Source organism: Chelatococcus caeni (genome assembly GCF_014196925.1).
GTDB lineage: Bacteria > Pseudomonadota > Alphaproteobacteria > Rhizobiales > Beijerinckiaceae > Chelatococcus_A > Chelatococcus_A caeni.
This window is the reverse complement of sequence record NZ_JACIEN010000003.1, coordinates 59,648-83,407: the sequence shown is the minus strand read 5'-3', so window position 1 is coordinate 83,407 and position 23,760 is coordinate 59,648. Positions and strand designations below refer to the sequence as shown.

Here is a 23,760-nt window from a genome sequence, read left to right as displayed (position 1 = left end):
GCATGAAGAACACGAGAACCGGCTCCGGCGGCTCAGGCCCGCGCTCCGGCCCGTCGACGCGCAACGGCCGCGGGCAGGCGCGCGCGGGCCGGCCGGCGGCTCAGGGCGCCGGCAAGGCGCCGGGCACAGCGAAGGGTGCGGGCAAGGGGCCTGCGCGCGGCACGCGCGGTCTCGAGCGCGCGAAGGCGGCGACCCCCGCCAAGACGCCCCGCGCAGGGCAGGCGCCGGCATCTTCGGTCAAGGCGGGCACCAAGGCGGCGGCCAAGGCGGCAGCGACCGAGACGCTCGTTACCGGCGTGCAGACCCTGACGGTCGCGCCGGATGAAGCGGGCATGCGCCTCGACCGCTTCCTCGTCGCCCGTTTCCCGCAGCTCGCCTTCACCCATATCCAGCGCATCGTGCGCAAGGGCGAGTTGCGCATCGACATGAAGCGCGCCAAGCCGAACGAGCGGCTCGAGGCGGGCCAGAGCGTGCGCGTGCCGCCGCTCAAGCTCGAGGAGAAGAAGCCCGCCGCCCGCACCCCGGCGAAGGACGAGAGCGACGCCACCTTCCTCAAGTCCATCACGCTCTACGAGGACAAGGACGTCCTCGTGCTCAACAAGCCCATGGGCCTTGCGGTGCAGGGCGGCTCGGGCACGACGCGCCATGTCGACGGCATGCTGGAGGCGCTGCGCGATGCCGAGGGCCAGAAGCCGCGCCTGGTGCACCGGCTCGACAAGGACACGGCCGGCTGCCTCGTCATCGCCAAGACGCGCTTTGCCGCGACGACGCTCGCCAAGTCCTTCCGCTCGCGCTCGGCGCGCAAGATCTACTGGGCGCTGGTCGCCGGCGTGCCGCGCGTGCGGCAGGGCCGCGTCTCGACCTATCTCGCCAAGGAGGAGGCGCTCGACGGCGATGCCCGCATGCGCGTCGCCCTGCACGGCGACGAGGGGGCGAGCCATGCCGTCACCTATTACGCCGTCGTGGACACGGCGGCGCAGAAGCTCTCGTGGCTGTCGCTGAAGCCGGTGACCGGGCGCACGCACCAATTGCGCGCACATACGGCCCATATCGGCCACCCGATCGTCGGCGACCCGAAATATTTCAACGTCGAGAACTGGGAACTGCCGGGCGGCATCCAGAACCGGCTGCATCTGCTGGCGCGGCGCATCGTCATCCCGCATCCGCGCACGGGCAAGCCCATCGACGTGACGGCGCCGCTGCCGCCGCACATGCAGCAGTCGTGGAACCTGCTGGGCTTCGATACGGGCGGCTACGATCCGATCGTCGAGGCGCCGGAGGAGTAGCCGTGCGCTTCCTCGTCTTCGACATCGACGGCACGCTGGTCGACAGCCAGAACCTGCTCGTGGCCGCGCAGGAGGCGACCTTTGCCGCGCATGGCCTGCCGGCGCCGAGCCGGGAGCAGGTGCTCTCGGCCGTCGGCCTGTCGCTCGCCGAGACCTTTCGCGCGCTTGCGGGGCCGGATGGGCCGCATGCGGCGCTGGAGGCGACCTATCGGGTGGCCTTCCCGCGGCTTCTCGCCGAGCCGGCGCTCGCGTCACCGCTCTTTGCCGGGGCCGATGCGCTGGTGCGCGACCTTGCGGGGCGGCAGGATCATCTCCTCGGCATCGCCACCGGCAAGTCGCAGCGCGGGGTGCGCCGGCTGTTCGATGCCCACGGCTGGCACAGGCTCTTCGCCAGCGTGCAGACGGCGGACGATGCGCCATCAAAACCCCATCCCGCCATGCTCGAACAGGCGATGGGGGAGGTGGGTGCTCTGCCGGGCGAGACCGTCATGATCGGCGACAGCACCTATGACATGCAGATGGCGCGGGCCGCCGGTTGCCGCGCCGTCGGTGTCGGCTGGGGCTATTGCCGGGTCGATGCCCTGCGGGAGGCGGGGGCGCAGGTGATTGTGGAGTCGATTGAAGAACTTGCGGCCGTTCTTGCCCATTCTGATTCAGCCCGGGCCCTCGGCGCGGCGGTGTGACCGGCGGCTCGGTCGCAGATTCCGCTTTTGCCTGCAAGTCATTGGCGTGGAATCGCTTCCGCGTCGCCGCGCCGGCTTCTTCGTGTTAAGGACGCATCATGCGTGACGAACTGACCAGCGACTGGTTTCCCACGGACGGCGAGACCGTGCGCGATCCGATGCGGGTGGCCCAGCAGTCGATGAAGGCGAACCTGCCGCGCCGCTTCTACAAGGAGGCGGCGGTGGAGGAGCGCGCGGAGGGTTTCGTCCTCGTGCTCGACGGGCGTCCGGCTCGCACGCCCGGCAGGGCGCTCCTGGCGCTGCCGACGCGGGCGGCCGGCGAAGCCGTGGCGGCCGAATGGGCGGCGCAGGGCGAGCAGATCGACCCCGCGACGATGCCGCTGACGCGGCTCGCCAATTCCGCCATCGACGGCGTGGCGCGCGAGATGGCGGCGGTGGCGGCCGATGTCGTCAAATATGCCGGCTCGGACCTCCTGTGCTACCGCGCCGAGGGGCCGGAGCGGCTCGTCGCGCGCCAAAGGGAGATCTGGGACCCGATCCTCGCCTGGGCGCGGGAAGCGCTCGGCGCGCGCTTCGTGCTCGTCGAGGGGGTGATGTTCGTGGCCCAGCCCGAGGCATCGCTTTCCGCCACGGCCGCCGCGGTGGCCCGGTTCGACATTCCCCTGGCGCTCGCCGCGCTCCATGTGCTGACGACGCTCAGCGGCTCCGCCGTCATTGCGCTCGCCGTCGCCCGCGGTCACCTGACGGCGGAGGCGGGCTGGCGGGCCGCGCATCTCGACGAAGAGGTGCAGATGGAGATCTGGGGTGAGGACGAGGAGGCGCTCGCCCGCCGGGCCGTGCGCTGGCGCGACTTCGCCGCGGCGGCGCGTATGCTCGAGGCGATCCACTGAAATCCCGCATGGCAGCCCTCACCCACGTCAGGGCGAGCTGATCCCTCCCCTTCAGGGGAGGGTGGATCGGTCCACAGGACCGAGACGGGTGGGGTCAAGGCTGGGAGCGGGGCTTGCAATCTGAGCCCCGCGGCCCCCTCCGTCGCTGCTGCGCAGCGCCACCTCCCCCATGCGGGGGAGGATCAAGGTACCGGGTTCTTCTGCGATAATGCCGCCATCGGCGGGGAGAGGAAGGTTCGGCCGTCCCCGCGCCGGTGCTTCGGACGTCCCGAGCCTCTCGCCTAAGCGGCCTTGCACTTATCCGCCTACCGTATCGGTTCCTGCGGCTTTGCCGGCGTGCTAATCACGCAGGCGACAAGGAACCGACCGTGGGGGAGGCGCATGAAGGACATCCTCGAGAGGCTCGAAGAACGGCGCGCCGGGGCGCGCCTCGGCGGCGGCGAGAAGCGCATCGCCGCCCAGCATGCGCGCGGCAAGCTCACGGCGCGCGAGCGCATCGCCCTGCTGCTCGACACGGGCTCGTTCGAGGAGTTCGACATGTTCGTCGAGCACCGCTGCGTCGACTTCGGCATGGAGGGGACGAAGTTCCCGGGCGACGGCGTCGTCACCGGCTGGGGCACCATCAACGGCCGCACCGTCTTCGTCTTCGCCAAGGACTTCACCGTCTTCGGCGGCTCGCTCTCCGAGACGCACGCGCAGAAGATCACCAAGATCCAGGACATGGCGGTGAAGATGCGCGCGCCGGTCATCGGCCTGTTCGATGCCGGCGGCGCCCGCATCCAGGAGGGGGTCGCGGCGCTCGGCGGCTATGGCGAGGTCTTCAAGCGCAACGTGGTCGCCTCGGGCGTCATCCCGCAGATCTCGGTGATCATGGGTCCCTGCGCCGGCGGCGACGTCTATTCCCCGGCGATGACCGACTTCATCTTCATGGTGCGCGACACGAGCTACATGTTCGTGACCGGGCCGGACGTGGTGAAGACCGTGACCAACGAGACGGTCACGTCGGAGGAGCTCGGCGGCGCCAAGGTGCACACGACGAAGTCCTCCGTCGCCGACGGGGCCTGGGACAACGACGTCGAGGCGCTCTTGCAGATCCGCAGGCTGATGGACTTCCTGCCCGCCAACAACACCGAGGGCGTGCCGGAATGGCCGACCGAGGACGAGGCGGACCGGGTGGAGATGTCGCTCGACACGCTCGTGCCGGACAACCCGAACAAGCCCTACGACATGAAGGAACTCGTCCTGAAGATTGCGGACGAGGGCGATTTCTTCGAGATCCAAGAGGCTTACGCCAGGAACATCATCACCGGATTCATCCGGCTCGAGGGGCGCACCGTCGGCGTCGTGGCCAACCAGCCGATGGTGCTCGCCGGCGTGCTCGACGCGGATGCCTCGCGCAAGGCGGCGCGGTTCGTGCGCTTCTGCGACGCCTTCGAGATCCCGATCCTGACCCTTGTCGACGTGCCCGGCTTCCTGCCCGGCACGGCGCAGGAATACGGCGGGCTCATCAAGCACGGGGCGAAGCTGCTCTATGCCTATTCCGAGGCGACCGTGCCGCTCGTCACCGTCATCACGCGCAAGGCCTTCGGCGGCGCCTATGACGTCATGGCCTCGAAGCATGTGGGCGGGGACGTGAACTACGCCTGGCCGACGGCGCAGATCGCGGTGATGGGCGCCAAGGGCGCGGTCGAGATCATCTTCCGCCAGGACATCGGTGATGCGGAGAAGATCGCGGCGCGCACGAAGCAATACGAGGACCGCTTCATGTCGCCCTTCGTCGCGGCCGAGCGCGGCTATATCGACGAGGTGATCATGCCGCATTCGACGCGCCGGCGCGTGGCCCGCGCCCTCGCCATGCTGCGCGCCAAGAAGGCCGAGCAGCCCTGGCGCAAGCACGACAATATTCCGCTTTAAGGGGGATCGTACAGTTCCCGTCGTCATGCCCGCGCTTGTCGCGGGCATCCACGCCGCGACGCTCGCGCTCGGCTGAAAAGGCGTGGATGGCCGGGACAAGCCCGGCCACGACGGGCGGAAAGGGTTCGCGTGAACCGGTTATCTGGGGCCGGCGCCTACCGTCCGTCAAAATCCTCCACCGTCCCCAGCGCCGGTTTCTCGCTCTTGCGCAATTCGCGTCCGATGCGCTCCACCGTGCGGAAGACGCGCAGGAAATTGCGCGAGGCGATGCCGGCGATGGCGTCGTCCGACCAGCCGCGGCGGATGAGCTCGGCGAGGAGGTGCGGGAAGCGGCTCGCGTCCTCCAGGCCCGGCGGCGTCGGGCCGCCGAAGAAGTCGGAGCCGATGCCCACGTGCCGGAGGCCGGCCTTGTCGGCGATATATTCGGTGTGATCGCAGAGCTGCTCGAGCGTGCCGCGCGGCCACGGGCCCGCGTCACGCGCGCGGGCCGCGACCGCCGCTCCCATGTCGATGTCGTGGCGGCTCTTGCCGTACTCGTCCTTCAGCGGACGCATCCAGTCGCGCGACTGCTGGCCGATGAAGTCGGGCACGAAGGTCGCCATGACGATGCCGCCGTTGCCTTTGACGCGGGCGAGCACGTCGTCGGGCACATTGCGCGGGTGGTCGCACAGGGCGAAGGCATTCGAGTGGGAGAAGACGACCGGCGCGCGCGAGACGTCGAGCACCTGGCGCATGACGTCGTGCGAGACATGGGCGCAGTCGACGATCATGCCGAGGCGGTTGAGCTCCCGCACCACGGCGCGGCCGAAGGCAGTGAGGCCGCCGTGGCGCGGCGCATCGGTGGCGGAATCGACCCAGTCCAGCGTCTCGTTGTGGCAGAGCGTCATCAGCCGCGCGCCGGCGGCGTGCCAGACGCGCAGCGGCGCCAGGCTGTTCTCGAGGCCGACGCCGCCCTCCACGGCGATGAAGGAGGCGATCTTGCCGAGCTTCTTGGCCTTCGCGATGTCGCTCGCCTTCGTCGCCGGCATGAAGACGTCGGGATGCGCCTCCTGCAAGCGCAGGATGACGTCGATCTGCTCCAGCGTGGTGCGGCCGGGATGGGGCACATAGGTCGGGATGAAGGCAGCCCAGAACTGGGCGCTGACGCGGCCGGCGAGGAGGCGGGGGATGTCGGTGTCGCCGTCCTGATGCTCGCGGGTCAGGTCGTAGGCGAGGACGTCGCCGCGGGCTCGGGCGTCCTCGCGAATCACCCATGGCAGGTCGTTGTGGCCGTCGACCAGCGGCAGTGTTTCGAGAAGCCGGAGTGCCTTGTCGAGCGCATCGTCGCGCGCCGGCGACCTGCGTGCCGCAACCTGTGCCAATTCTTGTTCCCCCTCGGTGGAGCGCCCGGCCGTCGGGGCCGACGCCACACACTCCGTTGCTCTTCGGTGATTGGCAAGCGGCTGCGGGTCAGGGCTGCCGGGCGAGCCTTGCAGGGGACGCGAGGCTGCGGGTGACGGAGGCGGCGAGGGCGCAAAAAGGAAGACCCGAAGCGGGGCGATCCGCGCTTCGGGCCTTGCCTATCCTTCGAGGGCTCTTCAAGCGGCCTCGGCCAGCCAGCGTGCGGAGAGATTGACGTCCGCCTGCGTCAGGCCGTGCCCGGCCGGCAGCACCTGGTGCTGCACCGTCGCGCCCGCCTCGCGCAGCAGGCCGGCGAGCCGCGCCGCATCGTCGGCCGGGACGATCGGATCGGCCGAACCCGACAGCATCAGCACGGGCTTGCCGGCAAGGTCCGGCAGCACGTCCGGCACCAGCGGCGTCATGACCCTGAGGAGGACGGCCCCGGCAAGCGCCTCCGGCGCGAGCAGCAGCATCGCCGCGGCGATGTTGGCGCCGTTGGAGAAGCCGAGCGCGATTGGCTGCGCGATGCCGTAGCGCTCGCGGGCCTCCTCGACGAAGGCGGCGAGCTCGGCCGCGCGGAGCTTGATGTCCTCGACGTCGAACCGCCCCTCGCCGAAGCGGCGGAAGAAGCGCGGCATGCCGTTCTCCAGCACCTTGCCGCGCGGCGACAGGAGCGCCGCCCCGGGGGCGAGCGTGCGGCCAAGCGGCACGAGGTCATGCTCGTCGCCGCCCGTGCCGTGCAGCAGGAGGAGCGGCGGGCGCTCGGCGCCGCCGGCTTCGTAGTGATGGATGAAGTCGCTCATCGCAATTGTTCCTGCCGTGCCCGCGCGAGGGCGGGCACGGCTCACGGGGTTGATGGTCCGGCTCAGTCGAGCGCGGGCAGGACGGCCTCGATCCGCTCCCGGTCCTTCTCGTAGAAGGGCGGCAGCTTGAGGGAGGTGCCGAGCGCCTCGAGGCTCTCGTCGATGGCAAAGCCCGGATCGTCGGTGGCGATCTCGAAGATGACGCCGCCGGGCTCCCGGAAATAGACGGAGCGGAAATAGTTGCGCTCCTTCTGCTCCGTCGCGGCGATGCCGAGCTTCTCGCGCAGCGCCTTCGCCATCGCCGCCTGGTCCGCGTCGCCCGCGGCCCGGAAGGCGACATGGTGCACCGAGCCGGCGCCCATGGTGCCGGGCAGGAAGCCGCCGGCGATGCGCAGGTCCACATAGCCGCCGACCTCGGCCTCGCCCCGGTAGCGGACGAGGTTCTCCGTGCGGCCGGCTTCCACGAAGCCGAAGACCTCGGTCAAGACCGCCGCCGTCGGCTCCGGCCGGTCGACGAGCAGCGTCACGCCCGCGAAGCCGCGGATGGCGACCTCGGCCGGGATGTCGCCCGTCGTCCAGGCCTTCCCGACGAGGCCAGGCGTCGCGACGAGCGCCAGGCGCATGCCGTCGGGATCCCGGAACGGCAGGACCGTGCGGTCGAAGCGCCTCGTGGGCGCCTCGTGCGTGACGCCGAGGGTAATGAGCCGCTCCGTCCAGAAGCCGAGCGCCTCCTCGGGGATGAGGAAGGCGGTTTCCAGCGTCTGGCCGACGCCCGGCCGTCCCGGCGCCACGTGCGACCACGGGAAGAAGGTGAGGATGGTGCCGGGGTTGCCCTCCTCGTCGCCGAAATAGAAGTGGTAGGTGCTGGGATCGTCGAAATTCACCGTCTTCTTGACGAAGCGCAGCCCGAGAACGCGGGTGTAGAAGTCGAGGTTGCGCCGCGGGTCGCTCGCGATCGCGGTGACGTGGTGAATGCCTGCCGAACGTGCCATGGCTCTGCTCCCTGGCTGCTGTTGCCGCTCTTGCTGCCAGATGGCGACGGCAGCGCAAATCCCTAGCCGCGCAAATGCCTCTTGCACCGCTGCAAGACGGGAACCTCGGCATGATGGCGACAGTTGCACCGATGACGGTGATTTTCCGTCAACCACGGGCCGTCAACAACGCTTAACCTGAACAAAGATTCACGATTGGCCGTTAAGAACTTGGCGAGTGGTTGGGCGCAGGATCGTTCGTGACAGGAAGCAATCACACCGGCGCAAAGAATGCCGGGGAGGCGTCAAACAATGCTCAACAAGAACTTCTTCCGTTTCGTCGACGAGATCCTCGACCGTCAGCGCATTACTGCGAAGGACGTGGCGCATCTGCAGCGTGAGATCTTGCCGGATGGCATCGCATTTCGCGAAGAAGCCGATGTGCTGATCGCGCTCGACCGCGCGGTGAAGGATCAGGATGCATCCTTCGCCGATTGCCTCGTGGCGATGGTGGTCGATTTCGTCGTTTGGGGCGAGCGTCCCACCGGCATCGTGCGCGGCGAGGATGCGCACTGGCTGGTCACCTCGCTCGGCGCCGGCGGCGGACCGACGGTCAACGCGCTGCGCATCGGCATGGAGGTGGTGCGCGAGGCCCAGCAGGTGGACGAGGTGCTGCTCGCCTTCCTGCTGCGCGGCCAGGGCAACCGCCTGCGCCGGGCTGTGGGCGAGCCGGCGAAGGCCATGCCGCGCCGCTTCGCCGCGGCCTGAACGGCAGCGTGCGCATCATTTCCCTTTACAAGCCATGCGCGCAATGACGCAGTCTGCGCATGGACCTCAACGATCTCTTCTACAGGCTCGCGGTGTCCCTCGCCGTGGGCCTTCTCGTTGGCATCGAGCGCCACTGGCGCGAGCGTGACGCGCCGGCCGGCAGCCGCACCGCAGGCGTGCGCACCTTCGCGCTGTTCGGCTTCTTCGGCGGTATCGCGGCGATCATGGCGCAGGCGCTGGCGCCGCAGAACGCGCCGGTGGCGGCGATCGTCCTCATGGCCGCGCTCGCCGTACTGTCGGCCGCGCTCATCACGTTCAAGCGCCGCGAGGCCGAGGCCGACGCCAATTTCAGCGTCACGGGCGTCGTCGCGGGGCAGGCGACCTTCGCGCTCGGGGCACTCGCCGTCCTCGGCGATCCCGCCTTCGCAGGGGCCGCGGCCGTCGTCATGACGGCGCTTCTCGCCAGCCGCGAGGTGCTGCACGCGCTGCTGCGGCGCATGCGCTGGAGCGAGCTGCGCTCCGCCATCGTGCTCGCCGTCATGACCTTCGTGGCGCTGCCGCTCATCCCCGACGAGCCGCTGCCGCAGCTCATGGGGCTCAACCCGGCGCGGGTCTGGCTGCTCGCCATCATCCTCGCCGGCGTGTCCTTTCTCGGCTATGTCGCGGTGCAGCTCTTCGGCGCTGAACGTGGCCGGCTCGTCGCCGGTGCCACCGGCGGGCTCGTATCCTCCACGGCGGTGACGCTCGCCAATGCCCGGCTCGCCCGGGCGGGGGAGGCGGCGCTGCCGCTTGCCGCCGGCGCGCTCGCGGCGGGGGCGGTGTCCTTCATCCGCACGGCCGTCATCGTCACGGTGGTGGCGCCTGAACTCGGCCGGCTGCTGGTGCCGGGCCTCGGGCTCGGAGCCGCCGTGCTCGTCGCCGGCGCCTGGCTGCTCGCCCGCCGGGAGGGGGCGCCGGCGCCATCGGCCGCCCCCGAAGGCGGCAACCCGTTCGAGCTCGGCGAGGTGCTGAAGCTCGCCGCGCTGCTCGCCTTCGTGCGCGTGGTGGGCGATCTGGCGGCCGAGCATCTCGGTGCCGTCGGTGTCTATGCCGTTGCCGCCGTCTCGGGCCTTGCCGATGTCGATGCGGTGTCGCTCGGCGTCTCCGGCCTCGTGCCCGACCGGCTCGCCCTCAGCGCGGGGGCAATCGCCATCGCCATCGCCGTCGGCAGCAACACGATCGCCAAGTGCGTCTATGCCGCGACGCTGGGCGGGGCGGCCTATGCCGGGCGCTTCAGCCTCGTATCCCTCCTCGCGCTTGCCGCGCTCGCCGCCGGGCTTCTCGCCGCCTCTGCACAAATGCCCGGATGAGCATCCGTCTTTCGCCGCAATTGTCGCCCCCGACGCTCTCGTCTAGAAGCGGAGAGGGGAAACGATCATCAGGGAAGCGTCCATGTTCTCGAAGATCCTGATTGCCAATCGCGGCGAGATCGCCTGCCGGGTCATCAAGACGGCGCGTCGCATGGGCATCGGGACGGTGGCGGTGTTCTCCGAAGCGGACAGGGACGCGCTGCATGTGGAGATGGCCGACGAGGCCGTCTTCGTCGGGCCGGCGCCCGCTGCCCAGTCCTATCTCGTCATCGAGAAGATCGTCGAGGCGTGCCGGCAGACCGGAGCCGAGGCCGTGCATCCGGGCTACGGCTTCCTGTCCGAGCGGGCGGCCTTCGCCGAGGCGCTGGCAAGCGCCGGCATCACCTTCATCGGGCCCAATCCCAAGGCCATCGAGGCCATGGGCGACAAGATCGAATCGAAGAAGTTCGCCAATGCCGCGAAGGTCTCGACCGTGCCGGGCTTCCTCGGCGTCATCGAGAGCCCGGAGGAGGCGGTGAGGATCGCCGACGACATCGGCTATCCGGTCATGATCAAGGCCTCTGCCGGTGGCGGCGGCAAGGGCATGCGCATCGCCTATTCGGCGGCCGAGGTGGCGGAGGGCTTCGCCCGCGCCCGCTCGGAGGCGGCGTCCTCCTTCGGCGACGACCGGGTGTTCGTGGAAAAGTTCATCACCGATCCGCGCCACGTCGAGATCCAGGTCATCGGCGACAAGCACGGCAACGTCGTCTATCTCGGCGAGCGCGAGTGCTCCATCCAGCGCCGCAACCAGAAGGTCATCGAGGAGGCGCCCTCGCCGCTGCTCGACGAGGCGACGCGCCGCAGGATGGGCGAGCAGGCGGTGGCGCTCGCCAAGGCGGTGAACTACGACTCGGCCGGCACGGTCGAGTTCGTGGCGGGCCAGGACCGCTCCTTCTACTTCCTCGAGATGAACACCCGCCTGCAGGTGGAGCATCCGGTGACCGAGATGGTCACCGGCATCGACCTCGTCGAGGAGATGATCCGCATCGCCGCCGGCGAGAAGCTGCGCTTTTCGCAGGAAGACATCCGGCTCGACGGCTGGGCCGTCGAGAGCCGCGTCTATGCCGAGGACCCGACGCGCGGCTTCCTGCCCTCGACGGGCCGGCTCGTCACCTATCGCCCGCCGGCCGAGGGCGAGGCGGACGGGGCGCGGGTGCGCAACGACACGGGCGTCGTGGAGGGGGGTGAGATCTCCATCTACTACGACCCGATGATCGCCAAGCTGATCACCCACGCGCCGACGCGCGCGGCCGCCATCGCGGCCCAGCAGCGGGCGCTCGATGCCTTCGCCATCGACGGCATCCGCCACAACATCCCCTTCCTCTCGGCGCTGATGGCCCATCCGCGCTGGCAGGAGGGGCACCTGTCGACAGGCTTCATCGCCGAGGAGTTTCCCGAGGGTTTCGCCATGCCGAAGCCGGAAGGGGAGGTCGCCATCCATCTTGCGGCGGTGGCGGCGGCCATTGACCATCTGTTCAACGAGCGCAAGCGCCGCATCTCGGGCCAGCTGCGCTCGGCCAAGCCCGTCAGGTTCGAGCGCGAGCGGGTGGTGATGCTGGGCCGCGAGGCCGTCCCGCTCACCATCGACGACAGGGACGGAGCTCTCGTTCTCGCCTTCGCCGACGGGCGCACGGTTGCCGTCGCCTCGTCCTGGCGCCCCGGCGAGCCGGTGTGGCAGGGCCGCGTCGACGGCAAGGCGATCGCGGTGCAGGTGCGGCCGATCCTCAACGGCGTGGCGCTCGCCCATGCGGGCACGGCGACGGAGGCGCGCGTCTATACCCGGCGCGAGGCCGAGCTTGCCGCCCTGATGCCGGAAAAGGTGGCGGCCGACACCTCGAAGCAGCTGCTCTGCCCCATGCCCGGCCTCGTCAAGGCCATCGCCGTCGCCGAGGGCCAGGAGGTCAAGGCCGGCGAGACGCTCGCCATCGTCGAGGCGATGAAGATGGAGAACGTGCTCAAGGCCGAGCGCGACGGCACCGTCGCGAAGATCCACGCCAAGGAGGGCGACAGCCTCGCGGTGGATGCGGTGATTCTGGAGTTTTCGTGAGGGGCGCATGGGCTGCAGAGCAGCCCATGCGCAAGTCCATCAGTTGAAGGCGTAGTTGCGGTAAAGGACGACGTTGCTCAAGCTCGACGTCGTGTCATTTCCGAGATCCGGCGAACCGGGAACCCGCTGCACGCTGTCCGTCGCGCCATTATAGGTAGCCCGAACGATGGCGCCGGACACACCACTGCCGTCGGTCTTGTAATCGTTGATGATATTGCCGCCGACCAGAATGCGTCCATGGTTGGCATCGCTGTTGACCAGTGCAATGCCACCGCCGCACTTCTTGACCGTATTGCCCGTGACCGAATCGAAGATCTTCTGGTTGCCGAGCTTCCCGCTGTTGACGTTGGTCGGGAACACCGAGATTCCGAAGGCCTCCACATCCTCGACCATATTGCCGGTGATCAGTACGTCGCCTTGGCCGCCGATGCCTTTTCCATAGGTCTGATATGAACCGCCCGGATAGGTAATCGTGTTGTTGCGCGCCCGGGTCACCTGATTGTTGGCGACGACGGCACGGCGGCCGCCGGCATCCACATTGGTGACGGAAATGCCGACCCCGCAGAGATCGACGATATTGCCCGACACGATGCCTCCGTCATAGACGATGGCGGGATTGCTGGAGCCGTTCGGTGCCTCGACATAGATCGCGACCTCCGGTGCATCGAAGCACTGGTTGTTGATCACCTGGCTGGCGCTGCAGCTGTTCAGCCGGATGGCGGAAAAAGCGGAGGAGGTGATTTCGTTTTCCGCGACGATTAGATTGTTGGCGCGGTAGGATGAGAATCCGTTCCCATACTGACCGGTGCCGCCCGAGACGTTGCCGGTGTTGCGGATCCGATTGCCGCGCACGATGGTGCCGTCCCGACCGATGCTGTACCGCCAGACGGCGATGCCATTGTCCTGATTGCCGTCGAGGCGGTTGGACAGAATGCTGAGCCCCGTGGCATCGACGGAGAAAATGCCGCGCGAAGCGTTGCCGTTGGCTTCACAGCCTTGGACGCGTCCGCCGCATTGCCAGAGGAAGAGGCCACTGGCACCGGAGTTGACGACCTGGCAATCAATGATCTGCAGGCGATCGCACTTGCTTGCGTTGATCAGGCCGGGAGTGCCGTATCCGTTCGGAAATGGTGCGTGCTGGCCGTCGATCCGCAGGCCTCGCAGCGTTACATCGGCGAGCCGGCCGGATGCGGGTGCGATGGCAAAGCGGCAGGTCTCGCTCCCGCTGACCGGGATGAAGGCCGCGCTGCCCGATTGGGCATAGATCTCGACCGCCTTGTCGACCACAGCTTCGGTGATCCGATAGGTGCCGGCCGGGATGAACAGCGGTAGCCGCTGCGTGGCAGCTGCATCAATGGCTGTGTTCAGAATATTCGACTGATCGGAGGAGGCGCCGGGCGTGAGGCCGAAATCGGCAGCGTTCAAGGACGTGGCGGTCATGAAGCAACTCCTGTTTGGATGGCGATAGGAACATATAGGGAACAAATTTGGCCGGTCAATGAAAAAAATCCTACGCTGCGAGGTGATGGCGGGATTGGTGCCGCAAGGAGCGCCTGCTACGCTGTGACGATGCAGACGAGATCGAGCCGAGAGCCATGACCTCCCGCGTCATCGTCCATGCCGTTATCAAGGGTCGCGTGCAGGGCGTCGGCTATCGGGCTTGGACGGCGCGCGAGGCGGGGGCGCGGGGGCTTGCGGGCTGGGTGCGCAACCGGCGCGAGGGCTTCGTCGAGGCGGTCTTCGCCGGGCCGGCCGATGCCGTGGAGGCGATGCTCGCGGCTTGCCGCGCGGGGCCGCTCGGTGCGCGGGTCGAGGCCATCGAGCGCTATGACGAAACGGGGAGCGCGCTCGCGCCGGGGAGCGCGGCGGATGGGTTCACGGTGCTGCCGACGGTGTAGGCGCGGCGCAGGTCAGGCCATGAAGGCGGCGAGGAAGGCCTCGGCGTCGGGCTGCAGCCAGTCCACCGCGCCGGAGATGTAGCCGACGATGTCGCCGTTGCGGTCGACGAGGTAGGTGATGGGCATGCCGTAGAGGGCGAATGGTGCGCCCTTGCGGTTGCCGGCGTCCGAATAGGCGACGTCCCCCTCGGGATCGACGAAGACGGGGAGCTTCTCGATGCCGTGGCGCTTCAGGAAGGGCGCGACCACTTTGGTGCCCTCCCGGTCGAAGGAGATGGCGGCGACGTTGAGGCGCTGCGCATCGATCGTCCGCACGAAGGCCTCGAGGCGCGGCATCTCCTCCCGGCACGGCGGGCACCAGCTCGCCCAGAAATTGAGGAGATGGACGCGCCCATCCGGCGCGAGCGTGTGCCGGCGGCCCCGGACATCGGTCAGGGCGAGCGCCGGCATCTGCCGGCGCGGCTCCAGCCAGACGAACTGGCTGCCGCCCTGCCGGAGCGAGGGGGCGGCGCGGGCGGGCAGAGCAGGGGCGGCGAGGGCTGCGAGGCCGCCGATGAGGGAGCGGCGGGAGAGGGAGCGTGCGCGCGTCATCGCACCGCCCATAGCTCGACGGGGCGGGCCTGCCAATGGCGTCTCGCGCCGATGTGAGGCGCTGCGTGTCGCCGCCCCACGCTTGATGCGGCGCGGGTGCCGGCTATCCTTCGGCAAAATGCTGCGAGGAGACGCCGTGAGCCGCAACGATTCGATCCGCCCGCGCCCGACGGACAACGCCTTTCTCGGTCCGCTCGACGGCGGCTCGCTCGAGCCGACCTATTCGGGGGCGCTGTCCTTCATGCGCCGGCGCTACAGCCGCGATCTGTCGGCGGCGGATGTCGTCGTGTGGGGCGTGCCGTTCGATTGCGCCACGTCCAACCGGCCGGGCGCGCGCTTCGGGCCGCAGGCGCTGCGCCGCGCCTCCGCGATCTTCGACGGCGATCCGCAGTTTCCCTCCGGGCTCGATCCCTTCGAGGCGCTCACGGTGATCGACTGGGGCGACTGCTCGTTCGACTATCGCCGGCTCGACCAGGTGCACGGCCTCGTCGAGGCGCAGGCGGCGGAGATCGTCGCGGCCGGATGCCATCTGGTGACGCTCGGCGGTGATCATTCCATCACGCTGCCGCTGCTGCGCGCCCATGTGGCCGAGCATGGGCCGCTGGCGCTGGTGCAGTTCGACGCCCACCAGGACACCTGGGAGGACGACGGCGAGGGTACCTCGCACGGCACCTTCGTCACCCGCGCCGAGATGGAGGGGCTGATCGACTGCTCGCGCTCCATCCAGATCGGCATCCGCACCGTCGCGCCGGACGATTTCGGCATCGCCATCGTCGATGCCTACGAGGCGCGCGGGCTCGGCGTCGCCGGCATCGCCCAGCGCATCCGCGAGCGGGTGGGCGAGGGGCCGGCGTACCTGTCGTTCGATATCGATGCGCTCGATCCCGCCTTCGCACCCGGCACGGGCACCCCGGTCGCCGGCGGCCTTTCGAGCGCCGAGGCGCTGATGGTGCTGTGGAGCCTGCGCGACATCGACTGGCGCGGCATGGACCTCGTCGAGGTGGCGCCGCCCTACGACCATGCCGACATCACCGCCATCGCCGGCGCGACGGTGGTGCAGCACTACCTGCAGATCCTCGCCGAGCGGGCGCGCGGGTGAGTGGTTTCCCTCCCCCTTGCGGGGAGGGATAGGGGGGGTGCCGCATGCGGGAGGCCGTGTTCTTGCGTCACGACCCCGCCCCGACCCCCTCCCTGCAAGGGAAGGGGAATTGATGTGGACGAGCGATGTTGATCCCTCCCCTTCCAGGGGAGGGTGGATCGGTCCGCAGGACCGAGACGGGTGGGGTCAAGACCGGAGACGGTGTTCCCAATCTGAGCCCCGCGGCCCCCTCCGTCGCTGCTGCGCAGCGCCACCCCCCCATGCGGGGGAGGATCATGACCTCGAGCTTGATGTGCGATAACCCTCCCCGCGAACGGGAGAGACTGGCCGGGTCGTCATTGACACCGGCGCCGCTTTCCCGGATAAGCGTGCCCCATGATCACCGTCGCGCACACCACGCTGAACCGACGCCGCCGCGCCGCCCTTGCGCGCGTGCGATGACGCGACCTCGCGTGTCGTGATCGGAGCCGCGCTTGAAGCGCGGCTTTTTTGTTGCAATTTCGTCCCCATCTTCTGTTACCACCAGCAAACGCTCGAAAACCGTCGCCCGGACAATCGTCAGGAGCCGTCCATGAACGACACCTCGCTTCTCAATCCCGCCCGGGCCAAGGCTGCGGGTGCGCGGGCGCCGCGCGTCTTCATCGACGGCGAGGCCGGCACCACGGGCCTCGGCATCCGCGAGCGGCTCTCGGCGCTGCCGCAGGTCGAGCTCAGGTCCATCGCGCCGGAGCTGCGCAAGGACGTGGAGGCGAAGAAGGCGCTGCTCGCCGACGTCGACCTCGTCGTGCTCTGCCTGCCGGACGCGGCCGCCAAGGAGACGGTGGCGCTCGTCGAGGCCCTGGGAGAGGCCGGTCCGCGCGTGCTCGATGCGAGCACCGCCCACCGGGTGGCGCCGGGCTGGGTCTACGGCTTCGCCGAAATGACGCCGGGCCAGCGCGCGGCGATCGCCGGGGCGCGCATGGTGTCCAATCCGGGCTGCTATCCGACGGGGGCGATCGCGCTTCTGAGGCCGCTCGTCGACGCCGGGCTCGTGCCGGCGGACTATCCCGTCACCGTCAATGCGGTCAGCGGCTATTCCGGCGGCGGCCGCACGATGATCGAGGCCTACGAGGCGGGCACGGCGCCGTCCTTCGAGCTCTACGGCCTCGGCCTCGAGCACAAGCACCTGCCGGAGCTGCAGGCCTATTGCGGCCTCTCGCGGCGGCCGATCTTCGTGCCTTCGGTCGGCAACTTCCGCCAGGGCATGCTGGTGTCGATCCCGCTGCACCTCGACACCCTGCCGGAGCGGCCGACGGGAGCCGACCTGCAGGCGGTGCTCGCCACGCGCTATGCGGTGAGCGAGCTCGTCTCGGTGGCCCGGCAGGACGATGCGAGCGTCACGGGCGGCAAGATCGAGCCCGAGGCGCTCAACGACACCGACCGGCTGGAGCTCAGGGTCTATGCCAACGAGGCGCGGCGGCAGGCGGTGCTCGTCGCCCGGCTCGACAATCTCGGCAAGGGCGCCTCGGGCGCGGCGGTGCAGAACATCCGGTTGATGCTGGGAGTCTAGGCCGTCGGCAGATCGGCAGTCGACACATCTCACGACTGCCGACGGCCTACTGCCGATTGCCTTAGCCCTCGTAAGCCCGCACCTGCTGCTTCTGCGTGCCGAGGCCCTCGATGCCGAGCGCCACGACCTCGCCGCCCTTGAGGAAGCGCGGCGGCTTCATGCCCATGCCGACGCCGGGAGGCGTGCCGGTGGTGATGACGTCGCCCGGCTCGAGCTTCATGAACTGCGAGATGTAGGACACGAGGAAGGGAACGGCGAAGATCATGGTCTTCGTCGAGCCGTCCTGCACGCGCTCGCCGTTCACCTCGAGCCACATGGAAAGGTTCTGCACGTCCTTGATCTCGTCGGTGGTGACGAGCCAGGGGCCGAGCGGTCCGAAGGTGGGGCAGCCCTTGCCCTTGGCCCACTGGCCACCGCGCTCGATCTGGTATTCGCGCTCCGACACGTCGTTGCAGACGCAGTAGCCGGCCACGTAGTTGAGCGCGTCCTTCTCCTCGACGTAGGACGCCTCCTCGCCGATGACGATGGCGAGCTCGACCTCCCAGTCGGTCTTCTGCGAGCCGCGCGGCACGATCACGTCGTCATTGGGGCCGACGATGCAGGACGGGGCCTTGTTGAAGAGGATCGGCTCCTTCGGGATCGGCGAGTTCGTCTCCGCCGCGTGGTCGGCATAGTTGAGGCCCACCGCGATGAAGTTGCGCACGTTGCCGACGCAGGGGCCGAGGCGCGTGCCGGCCGGCACGGCGGGAAGGGTCTTCGGGTCGACGGCGGCGATGCGCGCCAGCGAGGCCTTGGTGAGAGCCTTGCCGGCGAGGTCGGGGACGATGCCGGAGATGTCGCGGACCGTGCCCTCGGCGTCGACGATGCCCGGCTTTTCCGCGCCCGGATTGCCGTAGCGCACCAACTTCATGGGGTATCCTCCAATTGAAACGTTTCAAGCGGGGCGGAGTGTGCTGCGCCCGGGCGTCGATCGCAAGCCGGATCGGTGCAGGTCCGATGCGCGCGGCGCGTAACCGATGCTTGTTGCGGTAATGTCACATCGGGCGAAAAGTCGCCAGCCGCACGCTTTTTCCGCAGGCGAGAAGGACCTGTGGGCGGACGGAAAAACCATTATGGTTTCCATGTGAACTATATCGGGGGCGGCCGAGTTCGTGTTGTGCGCTGCAGCAATCGGCGCATTTCGGCATGGTTTTCCCGGGCCTCTCACTGAAATGTCAGTTTGCAAACAAACTGTCCGGGAGCTTGTCACTATATTGATTGTCCAAGTTGGCCTTGGCAGCATGCGAATCAAGGGCGCTCGCAAGTAACAGACGCCTCCGTGGGACGTATGGGTCAGGGGAACATCCATGAGGGATTCTCAGAAATTTCTTGCGTGGACGGCCATTTGTTCAGTTTCATTGATCGTTGCTGCGGCCGAAGCGCAGGCCGGCTCGTTCGCCATCCGTGAGCAGAGCGCCACCGGGCAGGGCATGTCATTCTCCGGCGTTGCGGCCGGTTCTGCCGGTCTCTCGTCGATGTTCTGGAACCCGGCGACGATCACCATGAGCCCTGGCTTCCGCTTCGAGGGCCATGCGTCGGTGATCTTCCCCGAGGCGAAGATCAATCCGGACCTGCCGACCCTCGGCCTCGTCGGCGCGCTCGGAGGCACCCCCGTCGGGTCCGGCAATATCGGCCAGACGGCCGTCGTGCCGGCCACCTATGCGAGCTATCAGGTCAACGACCGGCTCTGGCTCGGCGTGTCGATCAATTCGCCCTACGGCTTCATCACCAAGCCGGACCAGAACTGGGCCGGCCAGACCTATGGGCGTTCGTCGAAGGCCTTCTCCATCAACGTCACGCCGACGATCGGCTACAAGGTCACCGACTGGCTGTCGATCGGTGTCGGGCTGCAGGTGCAGTATCTCGACGTGACGTTGAAGCGCGCGCTCGGCCTGTCGCCGCTTGCGCCGGCCGCCATCCTCGAGGGCGATGCCTATGGCGTCGGCTATACGCTCGGCCTCACCCTCACGCCGCTCGAGGGCACCGAGATCGGCCTCGGCTTCCGATCCTCGATCCGCCACCAGCTCGATGGCAACATGCGGCTGGGGCCGACCACGGTCGCCCCCATCAAGGCCAACGTGAACCTGCCCGAAGTGCTGACCTTCGGCGTTTCGCAGCGCCTGTCGCCACAGTGGAAGGTGATGGCGGGCGTCGAGTGGACCAACTGGAGCCGGCTCAACATCGTTCCCGTCACCAGCGCGATCACCGGTACCGCCGTGACGGCGCTCCCCTTCAGCTACCGGGATGGCTGGTTCTTCTCGGTCGGCGCCGAATACCAGATGACGGAGCAGCTCGCCCTCAGGGCCGGCCTCGGCTACGAGCTCTCGCCGATCACCGACCGCACGCGTGACGTGCGCATCCCGGACAACGACCGCCTGTGGGCCTCGATCGGCGCCACCTACCAGTGGAACGAGCAGCTGTCGTTCGACATCGGCTACACGCATATCTTCGTCAAGGACACGGACATCCGCCTGGTGCCGGGCAATCCGCAGTTCGCGGCGCTGCCCTTCGTCGCGGAGGTCAAGCCGTCGGTCGATATCGTCTCCGTGGCGCTCAAGTACCGCTGGGACGAGCCGGCCAAGCCGATCCCCGCGCCGATCGTGCGCAAGTACTGATCGCTTTTCCCGGATTGCCCATGCGAAGGCCCGGGCCGGTCGCCGGCTCGGGCAAGAAGCTCGGGCAAGAGGAAAGGCCGGCGGGCGACCGCCGGCCTTTGCGCGTCGGCGTCCCGCCTCAGTCCCGCATCTTCACATAGGTGCCGGGGGCGTCGCACAGGGGCTCGAGCGGCCCCTCGGCGGGGTCGCGCGCCTTGACCCGTTCGGGGCTCTGGGCGGCGATCCAGTCGATCCAGTCCGGCCACCAGGAGCCGGGCACCTCCTGCGCCTCCTTCAGCCAGTCGTCGAGCTCGCCGCGCGGCTTGCCGTTGACCCAGTGCTGGTACTTGGGCTTGGCCGGCGGATTGACGACACCGGCGATGTGGCCTGAGCCGGCAAGCACGAAGCGGATGCGCCCGCCGAAGAGCTGCGAGCCGAGGAAGACCGACCGGGCAGGGGCGATGTGGTCCTCGCGCGTGGCGAGGTGATAGGTCGGAATGGTGACGTCCGACAATTCCAGCCGCGTGTTGCCGAAGTTCATCCGGCCCTTGGCAAGGTTGTTCCTCAGATAGCACTCGCGCATGTAGAACGAGTGGTTGGCTGCCGGCATGCGCGTGGAATCGGAGTTCCAGTAGAGCAGGTCGAACGGCAGCGGGGAGACGCCGCGCACGTAGTTGTTGACGATATAGGGCCAGATCAGGTCGTTCGGCCGCAGCATGTTGAAGGCGGTGGCCATGCGCGAGCCCTCGAGATAGCCGCGCTTGGCCATCTCCTGCTCGATGGCCTTGATCTGGTCCTCGTCGACGAAGACCTTGAGATCGCCGGCATGGGTGAAGTCCACCTGGGTGGTCAGGAAGGTGGCGCCCGCGATGCGCGTGTCGCCGTTCGCCGCCATGAAGGCGAGCGTCGCCGCGAGCAGGGTGCCGCCGACGCAATAGCCGACGGCCGAGACCTCCTCCTCGCCCGTGTTGCGGGCGACGGCGTCGAGGGCGGCGAAGATGCCCTCGCGCATGTAGTCCTCGAAGCTCTTCTCGGCCAGCTGCTCGTTCGGGTTGACCCAGGAGATGCAGAAGACGGTGAGCCCCTGCGCCACCGCCCAGCGGATGAAGGACTTATCGGGGTTGAGATCGAGGATGTAGTACTTGTTGATCCACGGCGGCACGATGAGAAGCGGCCGGCGCAGCACCTTCTCGGTCGTCGGGCTGTACTGGATGAGCTCCATGAGCTCGTTGCGGAAGACGACCTTGCCCGGCGTGTTGGCGAGGTTGGTGCCGACCTCGAACCGGTGCGGGTCCGACTGGCGCACCTTGAGCTGGCCGCCGCCGGCCTCCACGTCCTCGGCCAGCATCTGCATGCCGCGCACAAGGTTGGCGCCGCTCTCGCGCAAGGTGGTGCGGATGAGCTCCGGATTGGTCGCGATGAAGTTCGACGGGGCGAGCGCGCTCGCGATCTGGCGCACGTAGAACTGCGCCTTGTGCCGCGTGTGGTCGTCGAGGCCCTCCGCATCGGCGGCGAGTCGGTCGGCCCAGTCGGTCGTCAAGAGGTAGGCCTGCTTGATGAAATCGAAGAGCGGGTTCTCCTCCCATTCGGGGTCGGCGAAGCGCCGGTCCTTGGGATCGGGCGCGATGACCGGCTCGGCCTGTTCCCCCTGCATGCGCCTCAGGGTCGACGCCCACAGGTCGAGGAAGCGCGAGGTGAGGGCGGACTGGGCCTCGATCGCCTTCTGCGGATCGGACATCCACTTCTCGGCGACATTGCCGAGCGTCTTGACGATGTCGCCCACCTCGTCGGCGGCTCCGCCCTTTGCGCGGCCTTCCTCGTATGGCTTGAGATAGGCGGCCGCCACCCGGCCGGCCTCCTCCACGAACTGGGCCATGTTGCGCGACAGGGCCTCGAAATCCGGCATCGGCGTGCCGGGTCGCTGGTCGCCCTTATCAGTCATGCGCCCTCCGCCTCTTTCCTCGACGGCATGTCTCGATCCGTTCCCTTTTTCCTCATATTAACCGACAATCTGTGACATGGGCATCATCGACGGGCATCATTGCCGGCATGGGCATCGCGCATGTGGATGAGAGACTTGTCGCAGATGGTCCTTTCACAAGAGTTCATACCGATGAGACGTTCTTTGCGAGGCCTTTTCCAGTCTGCGCCCGCGAGCCGCGCCTGCCGGGCGCTGCCCGTGCTGCTGCCGCTCGTCCTTGCCGCCTGCACGAGCGGCGGCGAGGCGGTGCGGGGCGTCGCCGTCGCCACCGGGCTTCGCGCCGAGGCGCCGCAGTCGGCCGAATTCGTCACGCAGTCGCGCCCCGAGGACCTCAGCTACATGCCCATCGGCGTACAGCCGCCGGCCCGCGCGATACGGCCGCGGACCGCCGACGAGGCCGAACGGCTGAAGCAGGAGCTGGAGGCGCGGCGGCGGGCGAACGAGGCGGCCGCCTCGGAGGCCAAGGCGCTGTCGGCGACGCCGGGAGCGCAATAGCGCGGCGGCCATGCCGCAGGCGCGAAAAAACATTCTGCCTTTGGCCGGCCGGGTGCTAAATCAAAGCTGCCGCGCCGGAAGGATTGTGATGCGCGGCCCGATCCAGGGACTCGAGTAGCCATGACCGATTTTCACCGCATCAAGCGTCTGCCGCCCTATGTTTTCGAGCAGGTGAACCGGATCAAGGCCGCCGCCCGAGCTAACGGGGCCGACATCATCGACCTCGGCATGGGCAATCCCGATCTGCCGGCGCCGCGCCACGTCATCGAGAAGCTGGTCGAGACCGCCGGCAAGCCGCGCACCGACCGCTATTCGGCCTCCAAGGGCATCGGCGGGCTGCGCCGGGCCCAGGCGGGCTATTACGAGCGCCGCTTCGGCGTGAAGCTCGATCCCGACACCCAGGTGGTCGCCACGCTCGGCTCGAAGGAGGGCTTCGCCAACATGGCGCAGGCCATCACCGGGCCCGGCGACGTCGTGCTCGTGCCCAATCCGAGCTATCCGATCCACGCCTTCGGCTTCCTGATGGCCGGCGGCGCCATCCGCTCCGTGCCGGCCGAGCCGACGCCGGCCTTCTTCCCCGCGCTCGAGCGGGCGGTGGTGCATTCGATCCCCAAGCCCATCGCGGTCGTCGTCTGCTATCCGTCGAACCCCACGGCCTATGTGGCCTCGCTCGACTTCTACAAGGACCTCGTGGCCTTTGCGAAGAAGCACGAGCTCATCGTCCTGTCCGACCTCGCCTATGCCGAGGTCTATTTCGACGGCGAGCCGCCGCCGTCGGTGCTGCAGGTGCCGGGCGCCATGGACGTCACGGTCGAGTTCACCTCGATGTCGAAGACCTATTCCATGGCCGGCTGGCGCATGGGCTTTGCCGTGGGCAACGAGCGGCTGCTGGCGGCGCTCGCCCGCGTGAAGTCCTATCTCGACTACGGCGCCTATACGCCCGTGCAGGTGGCGGCCACGGCCGCCCTCAACGGGCCGGACGACTGTATCGTCGAGATGCGCGACATCTATCGCCGGCGCCGCGACGCGCTGGTCGATTCCTTCGGCCGCGCCGGCTGGCAGATCCCGGCGCCGAGCGCCTCGATGTTCGCCTGGGTGCCCATTCCGGAGCCCTTCCGCGGCCTCGGCAGCCTCGAATTCTCGAAGCTGCTCGTCGAGAAGGCGGATGTCGCGGTCGCGCCGGGCATCGGCTTCGGCGAGCACGGCGACGAATATGTGCGGATCGCCATTGTGGAGAACGAGCAGCGCATCCGCCAGGCCGCCCGCAATATCCGCCGCTTCCTTGAAACGGCGGACAAAACGTTGCACAACGTGGTCCCGCTCGCGGCCCGGCGCTGAGGCGCCGGCCGCGCCGGATCTCGTTGCCTTTCGTTCCCGCGAGTCT

General features: G+C 68.4%; 20 protein-coding genes. 13 read left to right on the top strand and 7 right to left on the bottom strand.

Annotated features, from left to right (window positions below; genetic code table 11):
* The first annotated feature begins 2 nt into the window (after positions 1-2).
* From GGR16_RS13220 to GGR16_RS13205, 4 genes are all read left to right on the top strand, one after another.
* The gene (locus GGR16_RS13220; RefSeq protein WP_183316939.1) at positions 3-1,286 is read left to right on the top strand and encodes an RluA family pseudouridine synthase; all 1,284 of its coding nucleotides are present in this window, start codon (positions 3-5) and stop codon (positions 1,284-1,286) included.
* Between the two features lie 2 nt (positions 1,287-1,288).
* Positions 1,289-1,969, top strand: coding sequence for an HAD-IA family hydrolase (locus GGR16_RS13215; protein ID WP_183316938.1), 681 nt, complete (start codon positions 1,289-1,291; stop codon positions 1,967-1,969).
* A gap of 98 nt (positions 1,970-2,067) precedes the next feature.
* Positions 2,068-2,859 carry an ATP12 family chaperone protein gene (locus tag GGR16_RS13210; protein WP_183316937.1) on the top strand — a complete coding sequence of 264 codons (792 nt, stop codon included), beginning with the start codon at positions 2,068-2,070 and terminating at the stop codon, positions 2,857-2,859.
* A 381-nt stretch (positions 2,860-3,240) separates the two neighbouring features.
* On the top strand, positions 3,241-4,773 hold the full coding sequence (locus GGR16_RS13205) for an acyl-CoA carboxylase subunit beta (protein WP_183316936.1): 1,533 nt from the start codon (positions 3,241-3,243) through the stop codon (positions 4,771-4,773).
* 155 nt (positions 4,774-4,928) lie between these two features.
* On the opposite strand, the gene GGR16_RS13200 is transcribed toward GGR16_RS13205, so the two are convergent.
* The 3 genes from GGR16_RS13200 to GGR16_RS13190 form a co-directional block, all read right to left on the bottom strand.
* Entirely contained in the window at positions 4,929-6,134 is a 1,206-nt protein-coding gene (locus GGR16_RS13200; RefSeq protein WP_183316935.1) for a dipeptidase, read from the bottom strand.
* A 216-nt stretch (positions 6,135-6,350) separates the two neighbouring features.
* On the bottom strand, positions 6,351-6,956 hold the full coding sequence (locus tag GGR16_RS13195; protein ID WP_183316934.1) for an alpha/beta hydrolase: 606 nt from the start codon (positions 6,954-6,956) through the stop codon (positions 6,351-6,353).
* A 62-nt stretch (positions 6,957-7,018) separates the two neighbouring features.
* Positions 7,019-7,948 carry a ring-cleaving dioxygenase gene (locus tag GGR16_RS13190; RefSeq protein WP_183316933.1) on the bottom strand — a complete coding sequence of 310 codons (930 nt, stop codon included), beginning with the start codon at positions 7,946-7,948 and terminating at the stop codon, positions 7,019-7,021.
* A gap of 291 nt (positions 7,949-8,239) precedes the next feature.
* Here GGR16_RS13190 and GGR16_RS13185 point away from each other — a divergent pair, with 291 nt between their 5' ends.
* The 3 genes from GGR16_RS13185 to GGR16_RS13175 all read left to right on the top strand — a co-directional run bounded on the left by GGR16_RS13185 (position 8,240) and on the right by GGR16_RS13175 (position 12,130).
* A complete protein-coding gene (locus GGR16_RS13185; protein ID WP_183316932.1) occupies positions 8,240-8,695 on the top strand; it encodes a hypothetical protein in 456 nt (151 codons plus the stop codon).
* Between the two features lie 59 nt (positions 8,696-8,754).
* Positions 8,755-10,044: an MgtC/SapB family protein gene (locus GGR16_RS13180; RefSeq protein ID WP_183316931.1), complete on the top strand. Its 1,290-nt coding sequence runs from the start codon at positions 8,755-8,757 to the stop codon at positions 10,042-10,044.
* An 82-nt stretch (positions 10,045-10,126) separates the two neighbouring features.
* The gene (locus GGR16_RS13175) at positions 10,127-12,130 is read left to right on the top strand and encodes an acetyl-CoA carboxylase biotin carboxylase subunit (protein WP_183316930.1); all 2,004 of its coding nucleotides are present in this window, start codon (positions 10,127-10,129) and stop codon (positions 12,128-12,130) included.
* Between the two features lie 39 nt (positions 12,131-12,169).
* On the opposite strand, the gene GGR16_RS13170 is transcribed toward GGR16_RS13175, so the two are convergent.
* A complete protein-coding gene (locus GGR16_RS13170) occupies positions 12,170-13,570 on the bottom strand; it encodes a TIGR03808 family TAT-translocated repetitive protein (RefSeq protein ID WP_183316929.1) in 1,401 nt (466 codons plus the stop codon).
* 155 nt (positions 13,571-13,725) lie between these two features.
* Here GGR16_RS13170 and GGR16_RS13165 point away from each other — a divergent pair, with 155 nt between their 5' ends.
* Entirely contained in the window at positions 13,726-14,028 is a 303-nt protein-coding gene (locus GGR16_RS13165; protein ID WP_055457984.1) for an acylphosphatase, read from the top strand.
* Between the two features lie 12 nt (positions 14,029-14,040).
* On the opposite strand, the gene GGR16_RS13160 is transcribed toward GGR16_RS13165, so the two are convergent.
* Complete coding sequence (locus GGR16_RS13160; RefSeq protein ID WP_183316928.1) at positions 14,041-14,619, bottom strand: TlpA family protein disulfide reductase; 579 nt, start codon at positions 14,617-14,619, stop codon at positions 14,041-14,043.
* Positions 14,620-14,755: 136 nt separating this feature from the next.
* On the opposite strand from GGR16_RS13160, the gene speB reads away from it, so the two are divergent.
* Together speB and argC are read left to right on the top strand one after the other, a co-directional pair.
* Positions 14,756-15,718, top strand: a complete 963-nt coding sequence (speB, locus tag GGR16_RS13155) for an agmatinase (RefSeq protein WP_063187961.1) — start codon at positions 14,756-14,758, stop codon at positions 15,716-15,718.
* Positions 15,719-16,289: 571 nt separating this feature from the next.
* Positions 16,290-17,267: an N-acetyl-gamma-glutamyl-phosphate reductase gene (gene argC / locus GGR16_RS13150; RefSeq protein WP_019402973.1), complete on the top strand. Its 978-nt coding sequence runs from the start codon at positions 16,290-16,292 to the stop codon at positions 17,265-17,267.
* A gap of 61 nt (positions 17,268-17,328) precedes the next feature.
* On the opposite strand, the gene GGR16_RS13145 is transcribed toward argC, so the two are convergent.
* The gene (locus GGR16_RS13145; RefSeq protein WP_183316926.1) at positions 17,329-18,177 is read right to left on the bottom strand and encodes a fumarylacetoacetate hydrolase family protein; all 849 of its coding nucleotides are present in this window, start codon (positions 18,175-18,177) and stop codon (positions 17,329-17,331) included.
* Positions 18,178-18,613: 436 nt separating this feature from the next.
* Here GGR16_RS13145 and GGR16_RS13140 point away from each other — a divergent pair, with 436 nt between their 5' ends.
* The gene (locus tag GGR16_RS13140) at positions 18,614-19,921 is read left to right on the top strand and encodes an OmpP1/FadL family transporter (RefSeq protein WP_246373069.1); all 1,308 of its coding nucleotides are present in this window, start codon (positions 18,614-18,616) and stop codon (positions 19,919-19,921) included.
* Positions 19,922-20,039: 118 nt separating this feature from the next.
* Here the strand turns inward: GGR16_RS13140 and GGR16_RS13135 are convergent, their stop codons facing one another.
* Positions 20,040-21,842 carry a PHA/PHB synthase family protein gene (locus GGR16_RS13135; RefSeq protein ID WP_019402976.1) on the bottom strand — a complete coding sequence of 601 codons (1,803 nt, stop codon included), beginning with the start codon at positions 21,840-21,842 and terminating at the stop codon, positions 20,040-20,042.
* Between the two features lie 171 nt (positions 21,843-22,013).
* On the opposite strand from GGR16_RS13135, the gene GGR16_RS13130 reads away from it, so the two are divergent.
* Together GGR16_RS13130 and GGR16_RS13125 are read left to right on the top strand one after the other, a co-directional pair.
* Positions 22,014-22,376 (top strand): hypothetical protein, encoded by a 363-nt coding sequence (locus GGR16_RS13130; RefSeq protein ID WP_156332651.1) that lies wholly within the window; start codon positions 22,014-22,016, stop codon positions 22,374-22,376.
* A 120-nt stretch (positions 22,377-22,496) separates the two neighbouring features.
* Positions 22,497-23,714 (top strand): LL-diaminopimelate aminotransferase, encoded by a 1,218-nt coding sequence (locus GGR16_RS13125; RefSeq protein ID WP_019402978.1) that lies wholly within the window; start codon positions 22,497-22,499, stop codon positions 23,712-23,714.
* Positions 23,715-23,760 lie beyond the last annotated feature (46 nt).

Coding starts and splice junctions, on each gene's coding strand:
- GGR16_RS13145 (WP_183316926.1), bottom strand. CDS start 18,177: ATGAAGTTGGTGCGCTACGGCAATCCGGGCGCGGAAAAGCCGGGCATC.
- GGR16_RS13205 (WP_183316936.1), top strand. CDS start 3,241: ATGAAGGACATCCTCGAGAGGCTCGAAGAACGGCGCGCCGGGGCGCGC.
- GGR16_RS13135 (WP_019402976.1), bottom strand. CDS start 21,842: ATGACTGATAAGGGCGACCAGCGACCCGGCACGCCGATGCCGGATTTC.
- GGR16_RS13140 (WP_246373069.1), top strand. CDS start 18,614: ATGAGGGATTCTCAGAAATTTCTTGCGTGGACGGCCATTTGTTCAGTT.
- GGR16_RS13190 (WP_183316933.1), bottom strand. CDS start 7,948: ATGGCACGTTCGGCAGGCATTCACCACGTCACCGCGATCGCGAGCGAC.
- GGR16_RS13210 (WP_183316937.1), top strand. CDS start 2,068: ATGCGTGACGAACTGACCAGCGACTGGTTTCCCACGGACGGCGAGACC.
- GGR16_RS13220 (WP_183316939.1), top strand. CDS start 3: ATGAAGAACACGAGAACCGGCTCCGGCGGCTCAGGCCCGCGCTCCGGC.
- GGR16_RS13175 (WP_183316930.1), top strand. CDS start 10,127: ATGTTCTCGAAGATCCTGATTGCCAATCGCGGCGAGATCGCCTGCCGG.
- GGR16_RS13130 (WP_156332651.1), top strand. CDS start 22,014: ATGAGACGTTCTTTGCGAGGCCTTTTCCAGTCTGCGCCCGCGAGCCGC.
- GGR16_RS13195 (WP_183316934.1), bottom strand. CDS start 6,956: ATGAGCGACTTCATCCATCACTACGAAGCCGGCGGCGCCGAGCGCCCG.
- GGR16_RS13160 (WP_183316928.1), bottom strand. CDS start 14,619: ATGACGCGCGCACGCTCCCTCTCCCGCCGCTCCCTCATCGGCGGCCTC.
- GGR16_RS13185 (WP_183316932.1), top strand. CDS start 8,240: ATGCTCAACAAGAACTTCTTCCGTTTCGTCGACGAGATCCTCGACCGT.
- GGR16_RS13180 (WP_183316931.1), top strand. CDS start 8,755: ATGGACCTCAACGATCTCTTCTACAGGCTCGCGGTGTCCCTCGCCGTG.
- GGR16_RS13170 (WP_183316929.1), bottom strand. CDS start 13,570: ATGACCGCCACGTCCTTGAACGCTGCCGATTTCGGCCTCACGCCCGGC.
- GGR16_RS13125 (WP_019402978.1), top strand. CDS start 22,497: ATGACCGATTTTCACCGCATCAAGCGTCTGCCGCCCTATGTTTTCGAG.
- GGR16_RS13165 (WP_055457984.1), top strand. CDS start 13,726: ATGACCTCCCGCGTCATCGTCCATGCCGTTATCAAGGGTCGCGTGCAG.
- argC (WP_019402973.1), top strand. CDS start 16,290: ATGAACGACACCTCGCTTCTCAATCCCGCCCGGGCCAAGGCTGCGGGT.